General features: G+C 38.5%; 20 protein-coding genes. 14 read left to right on the forward strand and 6 right to left on the reverse strand.

Translation table 11 applies throughout. The features are described from left to right. Positions 1 to 122 precede the first annotated feature (122 nt). Positions 123 to 2,531, forward strand: coding sequence for an outer membrane beta-barrel protein (locus ACQ2HE_RS06490; RefSeq protein WP_430897240.1), 2,409 nt, complete (start codon positions 123 to 125; stop codon positions 2,529 to 2,531). Positions 2,532 to 2,534: 3 nt separating this feature from the next. Here the strand turns inward: ACQ2HE_RS06490 and ACQ2HE_RS06495 are convergent, their stop codons facing one another. Then, complete coding sequence (locus ACQ2HE_RS06495; RefSeq protein WP_430897238.1) at positions 2,535 to 3,044, reverse strand: hypothetical protein; 510 nt, start codon at positions 3,042 to 3,044, stop codon at positions 2,535 to 2,537. 78 nt (positions 3,045 to 3,122) lie between these two features. Between ACQ2HE_RS06495 and ACQ2HE_RS06500 the strand changes: the two genes are divergently transcribed. Beyond that, positions 3,123 to 3,917, forward strand: coding sequence for a hypothetical protein (locus ACQ2HE_RS06500; protein ID WP_430897236.1), 795 nt, complete (start codon positions 3,123 to 3,125; stop codon positions 3,915 to 3,917). Here the strand turns inward: ACQ2HE_RS06500 and ACQ2HE_RS06505 are convergent. Further along, entirely contained in the window at positions 3,895 to 4,671 is a 777-nt protein-coding gene (locus ACQ2HE_RS06505) for a (Fe-S)-binding protein (protein ID WP_430897234.1), read from the reverse strand. The two genes, ACQ2HE_RS06500 and ACQ2HE_RS06505, sit on opposite strands and share 23 nt — an antisense overlap. Before the next feature lie 89 nt (positions 4,672 to 4,760). On the opposite strand from ACQ2HE_RS06505, the gene ACQ2HE_RS06510 reads away from it, so the two are divergent. The 11 genes from ACQ2HE_RS06510 (at position 4,761) to ACQ2HE_RS06560 (ending at position 12,104) form a co-directional block, all read left to right on the forward strand. Further along, entirely contained in the window at positions 4,761 to 5,507 is a 747-nt protein-coding gene (locus ACQ2HE_RS06510; protein WP_430897232.1) for a Crp/Fnr family transcriptional regulator, read from the forward strand. Positions 5,508 to 5,557: 50 nt separating this feature from the next. After that, entirely contained in the window at positions 5,558 to 6,019 is a 462-nt protein-coding gene (locus tag ACQ2HE_RS06515) for a YHS domain-containing (seleno)protein (protein ID WP_430897230.1), read from the forward strand. 7 nt (positions 6,020 to 6,026) lie between these two features. Then, entirely contained in the window at positions 6,027 to 6,590 is a 564-nt protein-coding gene (locus ACQ2HE_RS06520; RefSeq protein WP_430897228.1) for a DoxX family protein, read from the forward strand. A gap of 26 nt (positions 6,591 to 6,616) precedes the next feature. Then, positions 6,617 to 7,147, forward strand: a complete 531-nt coding sequence (locus ACQ2HE_RS06525; RefSeq protein WP_430897226.1) for a hypothetical protein — start codon at positions 6,617 to 6,619, stop codon at positions 7,145 to 7,147. A 1-nt stretch (position 7,148) separates the two neighbouring features. Beyond that, on the forward strand, positions 7,149 to 7,580 hold the full coding sequence (locus tag ACQ2HE_RS06530; protein ID WP_430897225.1) for a DM13 domain-containing protein: 432 nt from the start codon (positions 7,149 to 7,151) through the stop codon (positions 7,578 to 7,580). Positions 7,581 to 7,630: 50 nt separating this feature from the next. Continuing rightward, positions 7,631 to 8,173, forward strand: coding sequence for a YceI family protein (locus tag ACQ2HE_RS06535; RefSeq protein ID WP_430897223.1), 543 nt, complete (start codon positions 7,631 to 7,633; stop codon positions 8,171 to 8,173). 63 nt (positions 8,174 to 8,236) lie between these two features. After that, on the forward strand, positions 8,237 to 8,737 hold the full coding sequence (locus ACQ2HE_RS06540; protein WP_430897221.1) for a DinB family protein: 501 nt from the start codon (positions 8,237 to 8,239) through the stop codon (positions 8,735 to 8,737). Continuing rightward, positions 8,725 to 9,453 (forward strand): NRDE family protein, encoded by a 729-nt coding sequence (locus ACQ2HE_RS06545; protein ID WP_430897219.1) that lies wholly within the window; start codon positions 8,725 to 8,727, stop codon positions 9,451 to 9,453. The genes ACQ2HE_RS06540 and ACQ2HE_RS06545 overlap by 13 nt, the downstream gene beginning before the upstream one ends. A 98-nt stretch (positions 9,454 to 9,551) precedes the next feature. Further along, on the forward strand, positions 9,552 to 10,514 hold the full coding sequence (locus tag ACQ2HE_RS06550) for an ATP-grasp domain-containing protein (RefSeq protein WP_430897217.1): 963 nt from the start codon (positions 9,552 to 9,554) through the stop codon (positions 10,512 to 10,514). Between the two features lies 1 nt (position 10,515). Then, positions 10,516 to 11,151: a LysE family translocator gene (locus tag ACQ2HE_RS06555; RefSeq protein ID WP_430897215.1), complete on the forward strand. Its 636-nt coding sequence runs from the start codon at positions 10,516 to 10,518 to the stop codon at positions 11,149 to 11,151. A 107-nt stretch (positions 11,152 to 11,258) separates the two neighbouring features. Next, positions 11,259 to 12,104, forward strand: a complete 846-nt coding sequence (locus tag ACQ2HE_RS06560; RefSeq protein WP_430897214.1) for a hypothetical protein — start codon at positions 11,259 to 11,261, stop codon at positions 12,102 to 12,104. A 56-nt stretch (positions 12,105 to 12,160) separates the two neighbouring features. Here ACQ2HE_RS06560 and ACQ2HE_RS06565 read toward each other — a convergent pair whose 3' ends face one another. The 3 genes from ACQ2HE_RS06565 to ACQ2HE_RS06575 form a co-directional block, all read right to left on the reverse strand. Continuing rightward, positions 12,161 to 12,490: a DHCW motif cupin fold protein gene (locus tag ACQ2HE_RS06565; RefSeq protein WP_430897212.1), complete on the reverse strand. Its 330-nt coding sequence runs from the start codon at positions 12,488 to 12,490 to the stop codon at positions 12,161 to 12,163. Positions 12,491 to 12,501: 11 nt separating this feature from the next. After that, positions 12,502 to 13,809 carry a 4Fe-4S dicluster domain-containing protein gene (locus ACQ2HE_RS06570; RefSeq protein ID WP_430897210.1) on the reverse strand — a complete coding sequence of 436 codons (1,308 nt, stop codon included), beginning with the start codon at positions 13,807 to 13,809 and terminating at the stop codon, positions 12,502 to 12,504. 69 nt (positions 13,810 to 13,878) lie between these two features. After that, positions 13,879 to 14,724: an alpha/beta hydrolase gene (locus ACQ2HE_RS06575; protein WP_430897208.1), complete on the reverse strand. Its 846-nt coding sequence runs from the start codon at positions 14,722 to 14,724 to the stop codon at positions 13,879 to 13,881. Between the two features lie 16 nt (positions 14,725 to 14,740). Here ACQ2HE_RS06575 and ACQ2HE_RS06580 point away from each other — a divergent pair, with 16 nt between their 5' ends. After that, positions 14,741 to 15,505, forward strand: coding sequence for a Rossmann-like and DUF2520 domain-containing protein (locus ACQ2HE_RS06580; protein ID WP_430897206.1), 765 nt, complete (start codon positions 14,741 to 14,743; stop codon positions 15,503 to 15,505). Position 15,506: 1 nt separating this feature from the next. Here ACQ2HE_RS06580 and ACQ2HE_RS06585 read toward each other — a convergent pair whose 3' ends face one another. Then, positions 15,507 to 16,046, reverse strand: coding sequence for a DinB family protein (locus ACQ2HE_RS06585; protein WP_430897204.1), 540 nt, complete (start codon positions 16,044 to 16,046; stop codon positions 15,507 to 15,509). Positions 16,047 to 16,110 lie beyond the last annotated feature (64 nt).

Below are 16,110 nucleotides of genomic sequence, written 5' to 3' on the forward strand. Positions count from 1 at the left end.
ATTGATCATTCTAGTGACAGGATGGCAGTTTTTTACAAATTCTTGGATTCCATTCATGTATGAATTGGGCCATTGAACAAGGTCTGGAGAACAGGGATTTTCCTTTTGGGTATTTTTGACTCATGCGTTTTCTGACTGCTTTGGGTGCTTTTTTCCTAATTTTTCATAGTTCATTATCTGCTCAGGTGGTTTCAACAGGTACCATCATGGGGAGTATTGTGGATTCGAAGCAGCAAGCACTTGAGTCGGCCAGCATTCGATTGGTATTTCTTTCTGATTCAAGTATTCGCAGAGGAGGAGTGACCGATAAGCAAGGAGTATTTCATTTTTCAGATCTTCCATTTGGGTATTACCGTCTAACAGTTTCAGGTATTGGATACCAGCCCTTAATTATGGACAGTATTTGGATCCGCTCTAAACGCACTGAAATCAATTTGCAAGACTTGGTTGTAAAGAACAGCTCCGACGCATTGCAGGAGGTAATTGTTTACGCAGAAAAGCCGCTCATTCAAAGCAATGGAGGGAATATAATAATGAACGCATCGGAATCGCCCTTGGCTTCAGGCGGTTCGGCTACCGACCTTTTGAAGCAATTGCCCTTAGTGGCCATTGATCCCAATGGCGGGATCTCCGTTAAAGGCAAAGAACCTAAGATTCTAATTGACGACAAGCCGGTTGACATGAATGCTCAGCAGTTACAAGATTTCCTAGAATCGATGCCTGGCAGTATGATTGAACGTATCGAAGTAATGACCAATCCACCCCCACAATACGCTAACGAACCGGGTGGCGTAATCAATATTATTACCAAGAAAGGAAAAATGGGGAGATCAGGACGGTTATCCATTACAGGTGGATCAAGAGGAGAGCGAGCTGGCTCCGGTAGCTTTAGTTTGCGTAAGAAAGGGTTCAATTTTAACTTGAATACAGGATGGAACGATAACGACTATTCGGGGTATGGATACTCGAAAAGACAAAATATTTATCCCGATTCAGTTACCTATTTTAACACAAACAGTAACTATTCAAATAATACGAAGCGCCCGTCCATAAGAGCAGCGTTGGACGTAACTTTCAATCCCCATCATTCGCTCAACATTGTTTTACAGTACAACGAAAACCGCTACAACAATCAATCTAATATTGGATTTCAAGGGTTAACGCAATTAAAGCAAGTGTCGAGTTGGAGTGAACGAAAGTTGCACAGTTGGGGTAATAACAGAACTCCGATTGCTAATTTAACATACACGTTTAAAGGCGCTGTTCCTACAACTAGTTTTCGAATTTGGACCGGCTATCAATATTCCGACAACCGTGATCATAAAAATTGGTTTCAAGAATTTTTGAATACTGACGGTACAAAGTCAGGACTAGATTCTACACAGTTTCAGCAAACCATTTCATTCAATACGAACTGGTATTTTAATACTTTGTATGATAAGATGTTGGTAAAGGATAAAACCTTTATGGCTATTGGAGCTCAATACCTGTTTGCTTATAATGATGTTGATCAACTATCGTCTAGCTTAAGAAAATCAGATAGTGTTTTTGTAAAAAATGATTTGTTGAGTACAACATTCAATTTCAGCCAAGCTATAAAGCAATTTCGTTTTTCACTTCGGCAGTTGTATGCGAGAACAGGAACGATAACTGCGGGGATAAATGTAGAAGAAACGACTATTGACTTCAATGTAGTTTCGCAGCAAAAGAAAAGTAGCAATACTTATTGGACTCCCTTGCCATTTATTACTGTTCAATACAATTGGAAAGAAAAGTGGAATGCAGCGTTTACCTATCGAAGGGTTATTTCAAGACCAGGAATAGGTCAGCTGAATCCCGCCATTGATTATACAGATCCCTACAACCTTAGGTTTGGTAATACCTCATTGAAGCCTACTACATCTCACAATTTTGATGCTTCGTTTGGAATTGGTACACCTGTTTTTTATGCTAATATTGGAATGGGATATCATTTAGTGCAAGATGTGTTCACACAAATAAGAACTTTGCAGCCCGATGGTAAAACATTTGTAAGTTGGCAGAATATCGATGATCGGAATGAATGGGTTATCAGTACCTGGAACGGCTATAATTTTTCCAAAAAATGGCGCGCTAATTGGAGTGCCAGTTATACTTATAATTTATACAGTGCGGCAGATAAATTGTTGCTGAAATATAGAAATGGTGGAAGTTTCAATACCAATACCAACCTAAACTTTGCGGCCTCAGAAAAATTCAATTCCTATCTAAATTTTACGGTTAATCGATTCGCCAATCCTCAGGGGTATGTTCGATGGAATTCCAGTATGAGTGTGGGTGCTCAGTATAAATTTTTTAAGAAAAAGTTGATTGTTAGTGTGAATGTAATAGACCCGGTTCAACAACAAATTAATCGTACAAGCACAGCGGGAATCAATTTCTTGCATGAATCATATGGCTACAACAGAACGAGAAATTACCGTTTGTCGCTTACCTACAATTTCACACAGTCAAATAAAAAGATCAACAAATTCCTTCCTTCCAAAAAATAAATTTTACTGTTTCTTCAAGAAACGAGTGCTAAGCCAAGATTGACTAATAGGAACAATCCAAGAGTCGATTAATGCTTGTTTTGTAAGCACCAGATTATTGAAGTAAAGGGTATCTGAAGTTAATTTTCCAAGCTCTAAAGCAGGACCAACTTGCGATAAAGGAAGTACCTGTACGCGGTCGTTTATCAGAAATGCCAGCATTTGGCGATCAAACATGGTTACATTGAATTGCCTTTCTATTTCTTTGATAAATCGTACCGAACTATCAGTGCTACAGCCGCTTACTGTTGCTTGTGTTTCGTCGGCAATAAGTACGATAAACTGACCAAACAATAGATTGCCATAGGCCTTAACTTGGGCACCATGAGTTTTCCAAGATGCTACAAATTGATTGATTTGATCTTCAATGGCGAGGGCTTCCTGAAGCGTGAAAAGTCGACTTGATTGGTAGATCCAAACGCGGCTCTCCGGGTGAAATTCGGCCGGAATGAGCTCCTGATACTTCAATTTCATAGTGCAAAAATAATGCTTTCAAATAAATACCGTCTTACGGGTATAGGTTTCGCTGCGAGTATCGGCTAAATTGGGCGTATGTCAGTGTTTTCGGGCTTACTTTATAAGAAACTGAGACTTTTTCTGCTATTGGTGATAAGTAGTTTCACGGTAGCAATAGGAATCTATTACTCATTTTGGGCGAAAGATCAAGAAGTGCTCGGAATCTTGTTTTTCACATTTGGGCTGATGGGTTTTTTGATTTCAATTATTGGGTTCTACATCAGTTTTAGGGAATCAATTTCAGCGCGAAAGGAACTTCAGCTAAAAGCAAAAAACAATATATCTCTAGAATACACGGTAGGCCCCTCCGGAATGTTGACCGGGTTGCCGATTCTACATGAATGGAAAGTCGATGCCGCTGATTGGCTCTGGTTCTGGATTTCTCAATACAAACTGCAAGTAGGGTTTTTCATACTTACCTTTGTGTTAACCGGAACGGGATTATTAGTAGGAATTATAGTGGAGAATTCACTTCTGCTTTCTATTTCACTGGGCTTTATCGGGATACTATGTATGCTGTGTTTGGTTTGGATGATCACTCGAATTTACCCGTTTCCATTCAAATCGGTTCATATCACCATCACCACTCGCTCAGTGGGATATAACAAGAACTATTTTGAATTTGTAAATCAACGCTTGTGGCTATCACACGTGCTTCTTGAAAAAGGCAGTCGAGTTTCGCAAATAACCTTGCAGAGTTACTGGAATAGCCATAATTCTAAGGAGTCCTCGGCTTTAAAACTACCTGTACCGATGGGTAAATTAAGTGAAGCTGTAAAGTTATGTGAGGAATTAAAAGAATTATATTTTAGTCGAGCGACTGAGCAATAAGTTCTGCAATGTCTAAAACTTCCACGCCTTCTTTTTCTTTTGTTTTTACCCCGTCTGTCATCATTGTATTACAAAAAGGACAAGCTGATGCAATAATTGAAGCGTTCGTTGCGATTGCTTCATCGGTTCGTTCCCAATTTACACGAGTTGTTCCTTTTTCTTCTTCTTTAAACATTTGTGCACCGCCCGCACCACAGCACAAACCATTGGTTCTGCAACGCTTCATTTCTACCAATTCAGTATCTAATTGCTCGAGTACATGACGTGGAGCTTCATAAATATTGTTAGCTCTGCCTAAGTAACAACTGTCGTGGAAGGTAATTTTTTTCCCTTTGAATGCACCGCCATCCTTGATTCTCACTTTTCCTGTATCAATCAACTCCTGCATCAAAACAGTATGGTGAATCACTTCATAATCACCTCCCAACTCTTTATACTCGTTTTTCAAAGTATTAAAGCAGTGCGGACATGTGGTTACTATTTTTTTGATGCCATAAGTGTTTAGTAGCTGAATATTCTGATAAGCCATCATTTGGAACATGAACTCATTTCCTGCGCGACGAACGGGATCGCCCGTGCACATTTCTTCCTTACCTAGAATAGCAAAACTAATTCCGGCTTTTTCAAGTATGGTGGCAAAAGCTTTTGTAATCTTTTGAGCACGCTGATCAAAACTACCAGCACATCCAACCCAAAACAAGATTTCAGGTTGTTCTCCTCTTGCCATAAAATCGGCCATCGTTTGTATTGCCATAAGAGACATTTTCGTGTTATTACTACAAATATAACGGGTGTTAGTTTATGAGCAAGAAGATTCGAAAATTTGTATTAACATTTCTAAAAATGGACACTCTCACAAATTCACTAGATTTACAGAAAGTTGCTATAATGTCTGTAGACGAGAAATTACTGCTTATCAGAAATTATGATCTCTGGGCTCATATTAGCGATGAAGAATATGAGGAACTCAATATTATTCACAATTTTATTGAGGCGGAAAAAGGCGACTACCTTTACTTTGAAGCGCATTTACACAACAGAATTTATTTCCTAAAAGAAGGGTATATCAAGATTGGTCACATAGATACTGCAGGCAACGAAATTGTGAAAGAAATTCTCCAAAAAGGAGAATTGTTCGGGCAAATAACACTTGAACGAAACAATATGATGGGTGAATTTGCCCTGGCTCACAAATCGAACGTCAGTCTTTGCTCCTTTACTATAGAAGACTTTAGAACACTTTTAAAAAAGAAGCCTGAGTTAGCGTTTAAATACACTCAACAAGTAGGAACCAAGCTGAAACGAGTGGAAAGCCGATTGTTGAATCTTTTGAGTAAAGATATCCGTTCTAGGCTCATCAATTTTTTTGCAAATTTGGTGCTGACACAGGTGAAGTCTCCTTTACCAACTGAAATTAGGATACCTAATTTCTTTACTCATGAAGACATTGCGCAATTGGTAGGCTCTACTCGCCAAACCGTTACAACCATGTTAACTCAGCTATCGCAAGAAGAAATACTTCATTTTAGCCGCAAGGAAATTTGGGTGCCTGATGTTAAAAAACTTCAAAATATGATGACTGTCGGATAGCCGACAAAATACAGGCTCAGGGTAAGCTAGCTTTATTTAAAATTAGTCAAATGAAGATTCTTGCTTTCCTTTCAGCCATTTTGATGTTTTATACCGGCTATTCCCAAACGGCAGAAAAACGCAGATCAAGTTTCAATCTAGAAAATGGTCTAGCCATATCCGGATATGATCCGGTAGCCTATTTTACACAATCGAAAGCTATTGAGGGCGATAAACGTTGGTCGGTATTTCACAATGGAGTTACTTATTACTTTTCATCGGAACAAAACAAAGAGACCTTCAAGAAAAACCCAGGTGCATACGAACCACAATACGGTGGATGGTGTGCTTATGCGATGGGCGCAACCGGAGAAAAGGTTGAAATTGACCCTGAAACGTTTAAAATAATAAACGGGAAACTCTATTTGTTCTACAACAAGTTTTTCAACAACACATTGAAATCTTGGAATAAAGATGAGGCCAATTTGAAGTCAAAGGCCGATAATAGCTGGAATAGAATCATTCAAAAATAATCTCATTATGAAAATAATTAGTTGGGTATTGCGCATACTGGCGGCAGTAATTATGTTGCAAACCCTTTTCTTTAAGTTTACCGGGGCAGATGAGTCTGTGCAATTATTTACAATATTAGGAGTAGAACCCTGGGGGAGAATAGGATTGGGAGTATTTGAATTGATTGCGGCTATACTTATTCTGATTCCAAGGACCTATTTAATAGGCGCTATCATAACTGTTGGGCTAATGTTTGGGGCTATTGCTACCCATCTTTTTTTGATTGGGATTAAGTTTGGTGGTGACTATATCTTGTTTACGTATGCCGTAGTAGCATTTGTAGCGGCTTTAATTTTAATTGGTATTAATAGGCAGAATATATTTGACTTCCTGAAGTCCGGATTCAAGTTTAAAAATCTATTAATGCTGTTTCTGTTGTTTTTCAGTTTGAACGCGTCGTCTCAAATTAAAAAACAGATTAGCTCCAAGAAAGAATTTGATTTTACAGCAACAGTTGGCCAGAAGCAAGGGTCATTAGCCTTTGGATTCGATCAACTCTTCTTAGTCTCAAAAAAAAAAGATGGCAAATAGGGTATGGGGTTCGGTTAACCAATTATTTGGGTGACAAGCGCGACTTTATTACCGCCGGCCCGGCGAGGTATACGAGAAGTTTTACAGCTCCATTTTTGATCTTTTTTGCGGGTCAAAAGGAAGAGAATTTCGACACGCTAGTGGTTCAAATGCCGGTTTCTTTTTCACTAAATGCGGTTCTTCATACAGCCTATCAATTCAACCCGAAGTTAAGTGCCGGATTTAACATCGATCTCATTGGATTTACGGTAGCGCGAAAAACCAGTGCAGTTTTTAAATCAAACGGACTCACCAGAACAGACCCTTCCGTAAAACCAACGAATTTTAATTTGTTGTTAACCGGTGATCATGACCTCGGTACGTTGAATTCAGAGTTTTATCTCAAATACAGTGTAAACAACCGATGGAGCTACAAACTCGTTTATCAATTTCTCTTTGTTGAATACAGGTCTAATTCATTTAAACAGCAATTTTCTGATGGAAATGAAACAAATAGATTTCGAAACAAAGTGAATTCTTTTGGTATCGGAATAAGTTATCAATTAAACTCCAACTAATATGAAATACTCGATTTTTATCTGCATAGCACTATTTATTGCGGCTTGCTCAAAAACCGGCAATACTTTGAATGAACCTACTAGTTCTTTACCGATGTTAGATACACTTTCTACTAATTTAATTTGGAGGGGTGATTTTGAGAATGGCTTTTATGGATCCTGCACAGGTAAAGTGTTTATTTACAAGGTTGGTGACACTTTGAAGCTCAGGTTGGATGACTTTCGTGTTTCCAACGGGCCCGACCTAAAAGTATATATTTCTAAAGAAGCCGAACCTTTGAATTTTTACAGCTTGGGAAGTTTGCAAGCCTTTTCAGGTAATCAGGAATATAAAATTATGCAAAGGATTGATTTTAATGCATTTAAGTATGTTATTATTCATTGTGAACGGTATAACCACCAGTTTGGAAAGTCGGTTTTGCGCATGCCTTGATTAACTTAATTTTTAGCATTTATAAACTAAATTTGAAAAAAAGCGATACCATGAAATTATTCCTATTTGCGATCTGGAGTTTATTAGCAATGGGTGGAATACAAGCTCAAAATTATTCGATTCAGAATACCAATAATGCAGTTAAATTCAAAATAAAGAATCTCGGAATTTGGATAAGTGGAGTGTTTGGTGAATACAGCGGTGCCATAGTGTTTTCCCCCGAAAATTTGTCGGCATCAAAGTTCTCAGTTCAAATTAAGACATCTTCGATCAATACCGGAATTGAGTTGCGCGACGATCATTTGAAGAAAGAGGAATATTTTGACGAAAAAAACTATCCAACTATAAGTTTCGTATCTACTAAAGTTACTCTGTCTAATAAAAAAGGCACCCTGTACATGTTTGGGAAGTTGAATGTAAAAGGTAAAGAAATGGACCTTTCCTTTCCTTTTTCCGCATTGCCACAAGAAAATGGCTACCGATTTCAAGGGCAATTTAAGATAAATAGAAGGGATTTAGGGGTAGGGGGAAGCAGTGTTACCATGTCGGACGAGGTTACCGTATTGCTGGATGTTTATACACAAAAGAGCTAAAGCTATTAACAGAGGTTAATTTATTGAAACGAAATTGTTATCATTGTATAAATAAAATTGTAGATGCAACTTCAAAAAGCTGTAAATACTGTTTTTGCACAATTGTCTGCCACTATTGAAAATCTCTCGAACGAAGAGTATTCGCATCCTTGTGTTCAGTTATCTAACAATACCATTGGTCAGCACGTTCGGCATATAATTGAAATGTTTCAGTGTTTAGAGCTCGGGTACGAAACAGGGATTGTGAACTATGAAAAGCGCAAGAGAGACGGAAAAATTGAAACGGATCGACTGTTTACACAAGATTTAATGAAGCAAATTCAAGAAGCTTTGAATAAGCCTAATAAAGATTTGTTATTAGAGGGTGCGTATGATGAACAGTCGGTGGATTTGATACGTTTACAAAGCAATTATTTTAGAGAAATTGCCTATAACTTAGAGCATACGATTCATCACATGGCATTGATTCGAATTGGCGTGCAAGAAATTTCATCCATTGAATTACCGGAAAGCTTCGGCGTTGCATCGGCCACCGTTAAGTTTAGAAATCAATGTGCACAGTAAGTTTTATCCCTTCAAATAATTCGATATTTCTAACCTCTAATAGAGACGAAAAGCAGTGGCGTAAAGATGCGCTAGCTCCGGACATTTATGAGTATGAATCCGGAAAAATACTTTTTCCAAAAGACGCAGATGCCGGAGGTACTTGGATTGCAGCACATGAAAACGGAAATGCCATAGTTTTTTTGAATGGTGGTTTTGAAGCACATATTTCCACGCCTCCCTATCGTAAAAGTCGTGGAATCATTCTTCTCGATATTATTGAAGGCGCTACTCCCGCCAATACTTTCCAAGCCATAAAACTCAGTCAAATTGAGCCTTTTACAGCGGTTATTTGGGACGACTGCCATTTATTCGAATGCAGATGGGACGGAAAAGAAAAGTACATGAAATTACTTGACGAAAACAAGCCACATATTTGGTCTTCAGTTACATTGTACAATGAATCTACTATCAAAAAAAGAGAGGGCTGGTTTTTAAAGTGGATCGAAAAAAATCCAAATCCAAGTCAAGACGAAATTCTTCATTTCCATCAATTCACCGGTGATGGAGACCAACACAACGATTTAAAGATGAATAGAAATGGAGAAGTTTTTACCGTAAGTGTTTCTTCAATTGAATGGCGATCAGATCAAGCCAATATGCGCTACATCGATTTGAAAAACAATCGTGAATCGAAAACCAATTTTCCGATGGTTTCTTCAAGTTACTCAAAATGATGGAGAGGAAGAAGTGGTACCATACTCCGTTCTTGGTTCGCCTTACTAACTGGGAATATTGGCCTTTTACAGCAGTTTATGGGCCAATCTATCCTATAATGCTTTACTTTTGTTTAAAGGCAAAGTCCTTTTTTTTCTACACTGCTTCAAATCCTTCCATTAAGAACGGTGGTTTTTTGAACGAATCTAAGAAGGACATTCATCCAATTATTCCGCCGGCATATGCGGCAAGGACCCTTTTTTTTGATTTACCTCAAACTGCTTCTGTTGTAATCGAAAAAGTGGTTGAAGCCGGGCTCACCTTCCCTTTAATTGGCAAACCAAATATTGGAGCTAGAGGTAGAGGAGTCAAAATCTTGAAAACAGAAGCGGATATTGCAACATTTGTTCAATCGGCCGCTTTAGATTTTCATATACAGGAATACATTGAATATGAAAATGAAATCGGATTGTTCTACTATCGATTTCCAGGTGCGAACAAAGGCACTTTATCAGGCATCGTTCGTAAGGAATTTCTAAGTGTTATAGGAGACGGAAAGCAAACCGTTTCCCAACTGTTACATGCCGATAAAAGGTCTTTGATGTATTTGAGCTCGTTAACCACTCTTGCAAAAGATCAGTTAGATCAAATTCCTCTTTTGGGTGAGAAGCGGATTATTTCTCCTTTTGGCAATCATGCTCGCGGTGCATTGTTTTTAGACGACAGTCACTTGATTGATCAAGAGTTGATCGATTGTTTTGATGCTGTTTGCAAGCAAATTCCGGATTTCTACTTTGGAAGATTGGACATTCGATATAAATCATGGGAAGAGTTAAAAAAAGGAGCCAACTTTATTATTATCGAAATAAATGGAGCCGGTGCAGAACCAACACATATGTACGACCCCAAACACTCTTTGTTTTATGCATGGAAAGAGATCCTGCGACACTGGAAAATTCTTTATAAAATAAGTACAGCGAATCATAGCAATGGGGTACCATATTTGAGTTATAAAGAAGGAGTGGCAATGTTACGAGAAGACAAAGAGTGGAGTAAAAAACTAGAAGCAATGCCCTTGTAACATGAATGTTCGTTTACTTTTTACAGGAATGCTCATCAGCTTTTTAGGCACACTGCCATTGGGTGTACTGAATGTTACAGCATTGCAACTATCGATTGAATATGGACTGCTGTCGGCGTTTAGCTTTTCACTGGGAGCACTTGTGGTAGAAATGATCTACGTACGTCTTTCCTTACTTACTATTGATTGGTTTTTGAAGAAAGAGGGCTTTTTCAAATGGCTGCAATTGACGTCAATTGGCATTCTTCTAATTTTAGCTGTCACTACTTTTTTATCGGCCGAATCTTCGCAAACAAGTGTCTCCAGTAGTATCATTCATTCTATTTCCCCTTTTTTAGCGGGTTTGTTGCTTAGTGCTATTAATCCGGCCCAAATACCCTTCTGGTTTGGGTGGAGCTCAATTCTGTTTTCAAAAGGCACACTTGAAAGAAAATCATCGGCCTATAACTCCTATATTGGAGGTATTGGAGTTGGAACATTTTTCGGAAATGCCGTGTTTATTTTTGGAGGCCTACTACTTTCAGAGCGGTTGGCTACAGCAAAAACGATAATAAACTATTGTATATCAGCGGCTTTCGCTATAGCAGCATTGGTTCAAATTATCCAATTAATCAAGAAAAAGCGAAATGTTAATTAGTTGATTATTAATTAGATATCGCATTTATTTGTTATTAACAGTTCTTACACACCAAATCATTCTGATTTTTCGTTTAAAGGTTTTCCTTTATCGCTTAAAACCTATTCATGAAAAATCAACTTCTTCAAATTTCTGTGTTAGGATTGTTGGTATCCTTGTCACTTTTCTCTTGCAAAAAATCGGCGGAAAATTCTCAACAATCTACGGAAGCGGCAGAAAACAATGCGTTCGCGGAAGCACAATTCAATGATCTGACTACCTTAATAGATCAAGCTGCTATTAATAGTACCGTAAATTTTGATGTAAACGGTATCCGCGACGGTCAGATATCCCAAATGGGATCATCCTGTATCACGCTTTCAATTGATACAACAAGCAATCCCAAAAAAATTACTGTAGACTTCGGCACCAGCAATTGTTATTGCTTAGATGGTAGGAATAGAAGAGGTAAAGTTATTGCAACTTATACGGGTAAGTACCGTGAGTCGGGCACGATTGTAAATTTCACGCTCGAAAATTACTATGTAGACGATAATAAAATTGAAGGCACAAAAACTATTACGAATCAAGGGTTGAATCAGGCCGGCAACTGGGTATATAAAATTGTGGTAAATGGTGCGATTACCAAAGCAAACAATGGAGGAACATTCACTTGGGCTAGCACGCGTTATCGTGAATGGAAGGCAGGTGCAGCAACTGCTTTAAATATACTCGATGATGTATATGGAATTACCGGAAATGCCAGCGGAACAACCATCGAAGGAAAAGAATATACCATTGCAATAACACAAGAATTGGTTCGTAAAATGAACTGCAAATGGTTTGAAAGTGGAGTGCTTGACCTTACTTTAACCGGGTCACCGAAAATTACCTTGGACTATGGTAGCACCGGTTGCGACAATGCTGCTGTAGTAAAAATTCTTGGTATAGAATATCCTATTCAATTAAAATAGCTCACCAATACTAAAATGTGAAAAGCAGTTCTTTTTGGAACTGCTTTTCTATTTTATTAATCTACAATAAACAATTTACATCCGTACTTGGTGCTCGTTTTATGCGGTTCATTGTTGTCACCAGTACAATAGGTCATACCCGCTTTTAGTTCAAACTTTCTTCCGTCTTCCAGTTCAGTCAACATTTTACCATCGTAACAAAAAATTATATGACCTTTTGTGCACCAATGATCTGCGATATATCCTTCTGAGTATTTCACTTTCCTAATTCGAATGGTACCCATCTGAAAGGTTTTCCAATAGGCAACACCCGATTCGCCCTTGTGGGGCTGCCATGGAATTGAGTCCCAAGGAATTGTTTGAAAGGGGAAAGAAGCTAGTTCCATGCTATTCTCAGTTATGAATTAACCCAGGCATCTCTGTCATCAGGAGAGAATTTCCAAGGTGCAAAATTATTTTCTACATTACTAAACATACTGTTCCATTCCTGTGGAGCATTGCTATCTTCCATTATCAATGCTCTGCGCATATCAATTATAATTTCCAATGGAGAGATTGAAACAGGGCATGCTTCCACGCAAGCATTGCAGGTTGTACAAGCTCTCAATTCTTCTACAGTAATAAAATCGTGAAGTAACGTTTTCCCATCAGGAACAAAGGATCCATTTTTATTGATGTTTTCACCTACCATTTCGAGGCGATCTCTTGTTGCCATCATTATTTTTCGAGGCGACAAAGCCTTTCCGGTTAAATTAGCCGGACATTGCGAGGAACAGCGTCCACATTCTGTACAACTATAGGCGTCCAATAAGTTCTTCCAGGTTAAATCCATCACATCTTTAGCCCCAAATTTCCCGGGAGCTGCCGCATCTGTAGGTGCCAACTCGGGTTGCATGGCATAAAGTACTTCGTTTTGAACCGAGGGCATGTTTGTTATTTTACCCGGTGTCTCCAGTCTTGCGAAATAAGCATTCGGAAAAGCGAGGATAATATGTAAATGCTTTGACCATGGTAAATAATTCAAAAATGCAAAGATTCCTAGAATATGCAACCACCAACAAGTTCTCTCTAATACAATTAGTGAAGTGCTGCTCCAAGTGCTGAAGGCGGAAACTAAATAGTTCGAAACAATGAATCCACCGGTTTCATGGTATCCTTCAACCCCTTGTAACTGCAAACTTCTATCGGCAGCATTCATGGTTAAAAACAAACTCATGAGTACAATTTCAGTAACCAAAATAATGGTAGCGTCTGATTTGGGCCAGCCAGTTAAGTCGCGGCTCACCAAGCGTTTAACCTTTATACCATATCGTCTAGTTAGAAAAATTACACAAGTAATCAATACACCCAAAGCCAACAACTCAAAACTATTGATCAAAAAGGTGTAAAACGACCCCAGCACGGGCAAGAATAAGCGATGCGTTCCTAATATACCGTCCAAGAAAATTTCTAGTACTTCAATATTGATGATCAAAAAGCCGGCATAAATGATGAAATGTAAAACAGCAACCATTGGATTTTGGAACATCTTCTTTTGTCCAAATGCCAGTAGAAACAAGTTTTTCCATCTTTCTCCACTGCGATCGCTAAAGTTGGCATCACGACCCAGGAGAATGTTTCTTTTGATTTGACCGGCTTTTTTCGCAAATAAGAAGATGGCCAATCCGGCACTCAGCACAAACAATCCTTGTTGCAAATAATGCATAACTGATACATTTAGAGGACTAAGATAATAGTTTCCTAACAGTTATTCGTATTTTGTAAAACCCTTATTTTATAGGAAATCCACGATTTTTCGCTTCACAATATTGTCGCGGTATATTTTTCGATGACCTAAGCCTTTTGTAATAATAAACTCCAAATTCGGGTGTTGGTCTTCTTTCACTTTAAGCGCATCCGACAAGGGGGTAAGGTCATCGTCTTCATCGTGTAACCAAAGTCCGGTAGCTTTAATGTGATGCATGGCCCTACGAACTGAAAAATGATCTGCATACACCCCAGCTTTTTCAAAAATAAGTTGATCAAACTCTTTTCTAACCTCCGGAGATAGGTCTAAGAATTTGAAAAATGTATCAATTGCAGTGGTGGTTTCCGTTGCAGGAGCAATGAAAACGGCTTTAGTTGATTCATCATGGCTTACAAACTCCAGAAAATGTGCTAGTGCCAATCCACCAAAGGAGTGGGCCATAAACTTATTGATTGGACCGTACAGTCGATCAATAGTTTTTATGGTTTCAATATACATCGGAAGTATGATTCTTTTTCCATCCGATTGGCCATGTGCCGGTGCATCGAAAGCCAATACTTCATAGCCTTTCTTTACAAATGCACTAATATATCGATCAAAGTTTTTAGAAGCAGATTCAAAGCCATGAATGATCAGAACTTTGTCTTTACTAGGATGATTAAAGCGATGCCCGCGAATAGTGGTGTTTGCGTCTAATTTGAAACTGAGTTTTTCCCCTTTGGAAAAGATAGGAGGGGTTTTCTTTTTTGGCTTTCTAAAAGGCGTACTGAATAGTGCAAATGCTTTTTTTGCGGCTCTTTTTTTTGAAACAACTGCTAATAAATTGAGCCTTGCCCTCAAATAGTTTACCACTAATTTTTGTGCTAATTTCATTGCTCAAAGTTACGGTATGAGAATTGGAATTTTTGGAACAGGCAATATTGCAACTGTTTTCGGCACTCTTTTGAAGAATGCAGGGAACGATATTGATTTTATTTATGGACGTACCCCGGAAAATGCAGATGAACTTTCAAAACAGCTCGGAGCCAAAGCGATCGTCAATTTGAATGAAGTTCCAAACGGTTCAGATATTTGGATTCTTGCCGTATCCGATGCGGCATTAACTCCTCTTGTATCGTCGTTACCGCCTTATTCAGGCATCGTTGTTCATACGGCCGGCTCTATTCCTCAAACAATATTTGAGGAGAAATTTTCAAATTATGGAGTCTTGTATCCGTACCAGTCTACGCGAAAAGAGCGAAAACCGAACCCGCCAATTCCTATATTCATAAATGGAAATTCACCCAAAGTAATAAACAGCCTAGAAGCCCTTGCCAATCCATGGGCGCTGTCGGTAACGGTGGTAAATGATGAGCAACGATTGAACTACCATTTGGCAGCTATTGTAGCGAATAACTTCACGAATTATATTCTTATTCAGCTTCAAGAATTTATGAGGGCTAAGAACTTGGATTTTGATTTAGTAATGCCACTATTACAAGAAACACTCAACCGGTTGAACATAGGGCCCGCTAATACCTGGCAAACCGGACCTGCCATTCGAAAAGATGAAGTTACCATTCAAAAACATTTGGACTTAATAAAAAATGAGGAACGCTTACATGAAATGTATGCATTCCTCACCAATGCTATTAAACACTATTTCAAAGTATAACTTATTTCTTCGTTTTCTTCGATTTCTTTTTAGGGAAGTATCGTTCTTCGATAATGTCAATATGATGATTACAATGCCCTGCAGCAATGAATCCCAATGCTGCAACGCTGATTGGGTTGTTGCTGGCTATTCCTACCGATTGAAGCTGCTCATTGGTCAAGCCTTGAAAGAATAGTTCCGTTGCTTTACGCAGTGCCAAAAACTCGGCACACAGATCTTCCCAACTTTTATGAGTAACCGGGGCGTTTTGTGCCCAGTGATTTTCATCGAAACCGAATTGAGGATTAGGGTCTTTTCGAGAGAACCACAAAGCTCTAAAGATAAACACGCGTTCAGTATCAATCATGTGTTGAATCAATTCTTTGATTGTCCATTTTCCTTCTGCATAAGCATGACCCGATTTTTTTGCAGAAATTGATTTCAAACATTTTTTTAGTCTTTTGGTATTTCCTGCCAATGCTTTTAATAAATGATCGTCTCCGGCTTTGCCTAAATAATTATTGAAGAACTCCGGAACTGATAACTCTTTTCGCGAAATCATTGTTTTTTATTTTAAAGGTAGTTTTTTAGGATTTTTTCCAATGTTAAATTTTAGGCATAAAAAA

The organism is Endoryza foliicola (assembly GCF_050589245.1).
Lineage (GTDB): Bacteria > Bacteroidota > Bacteroidia > Chitinophagales > Chitinophagaceae > Endoryza > Endoryza foliicola.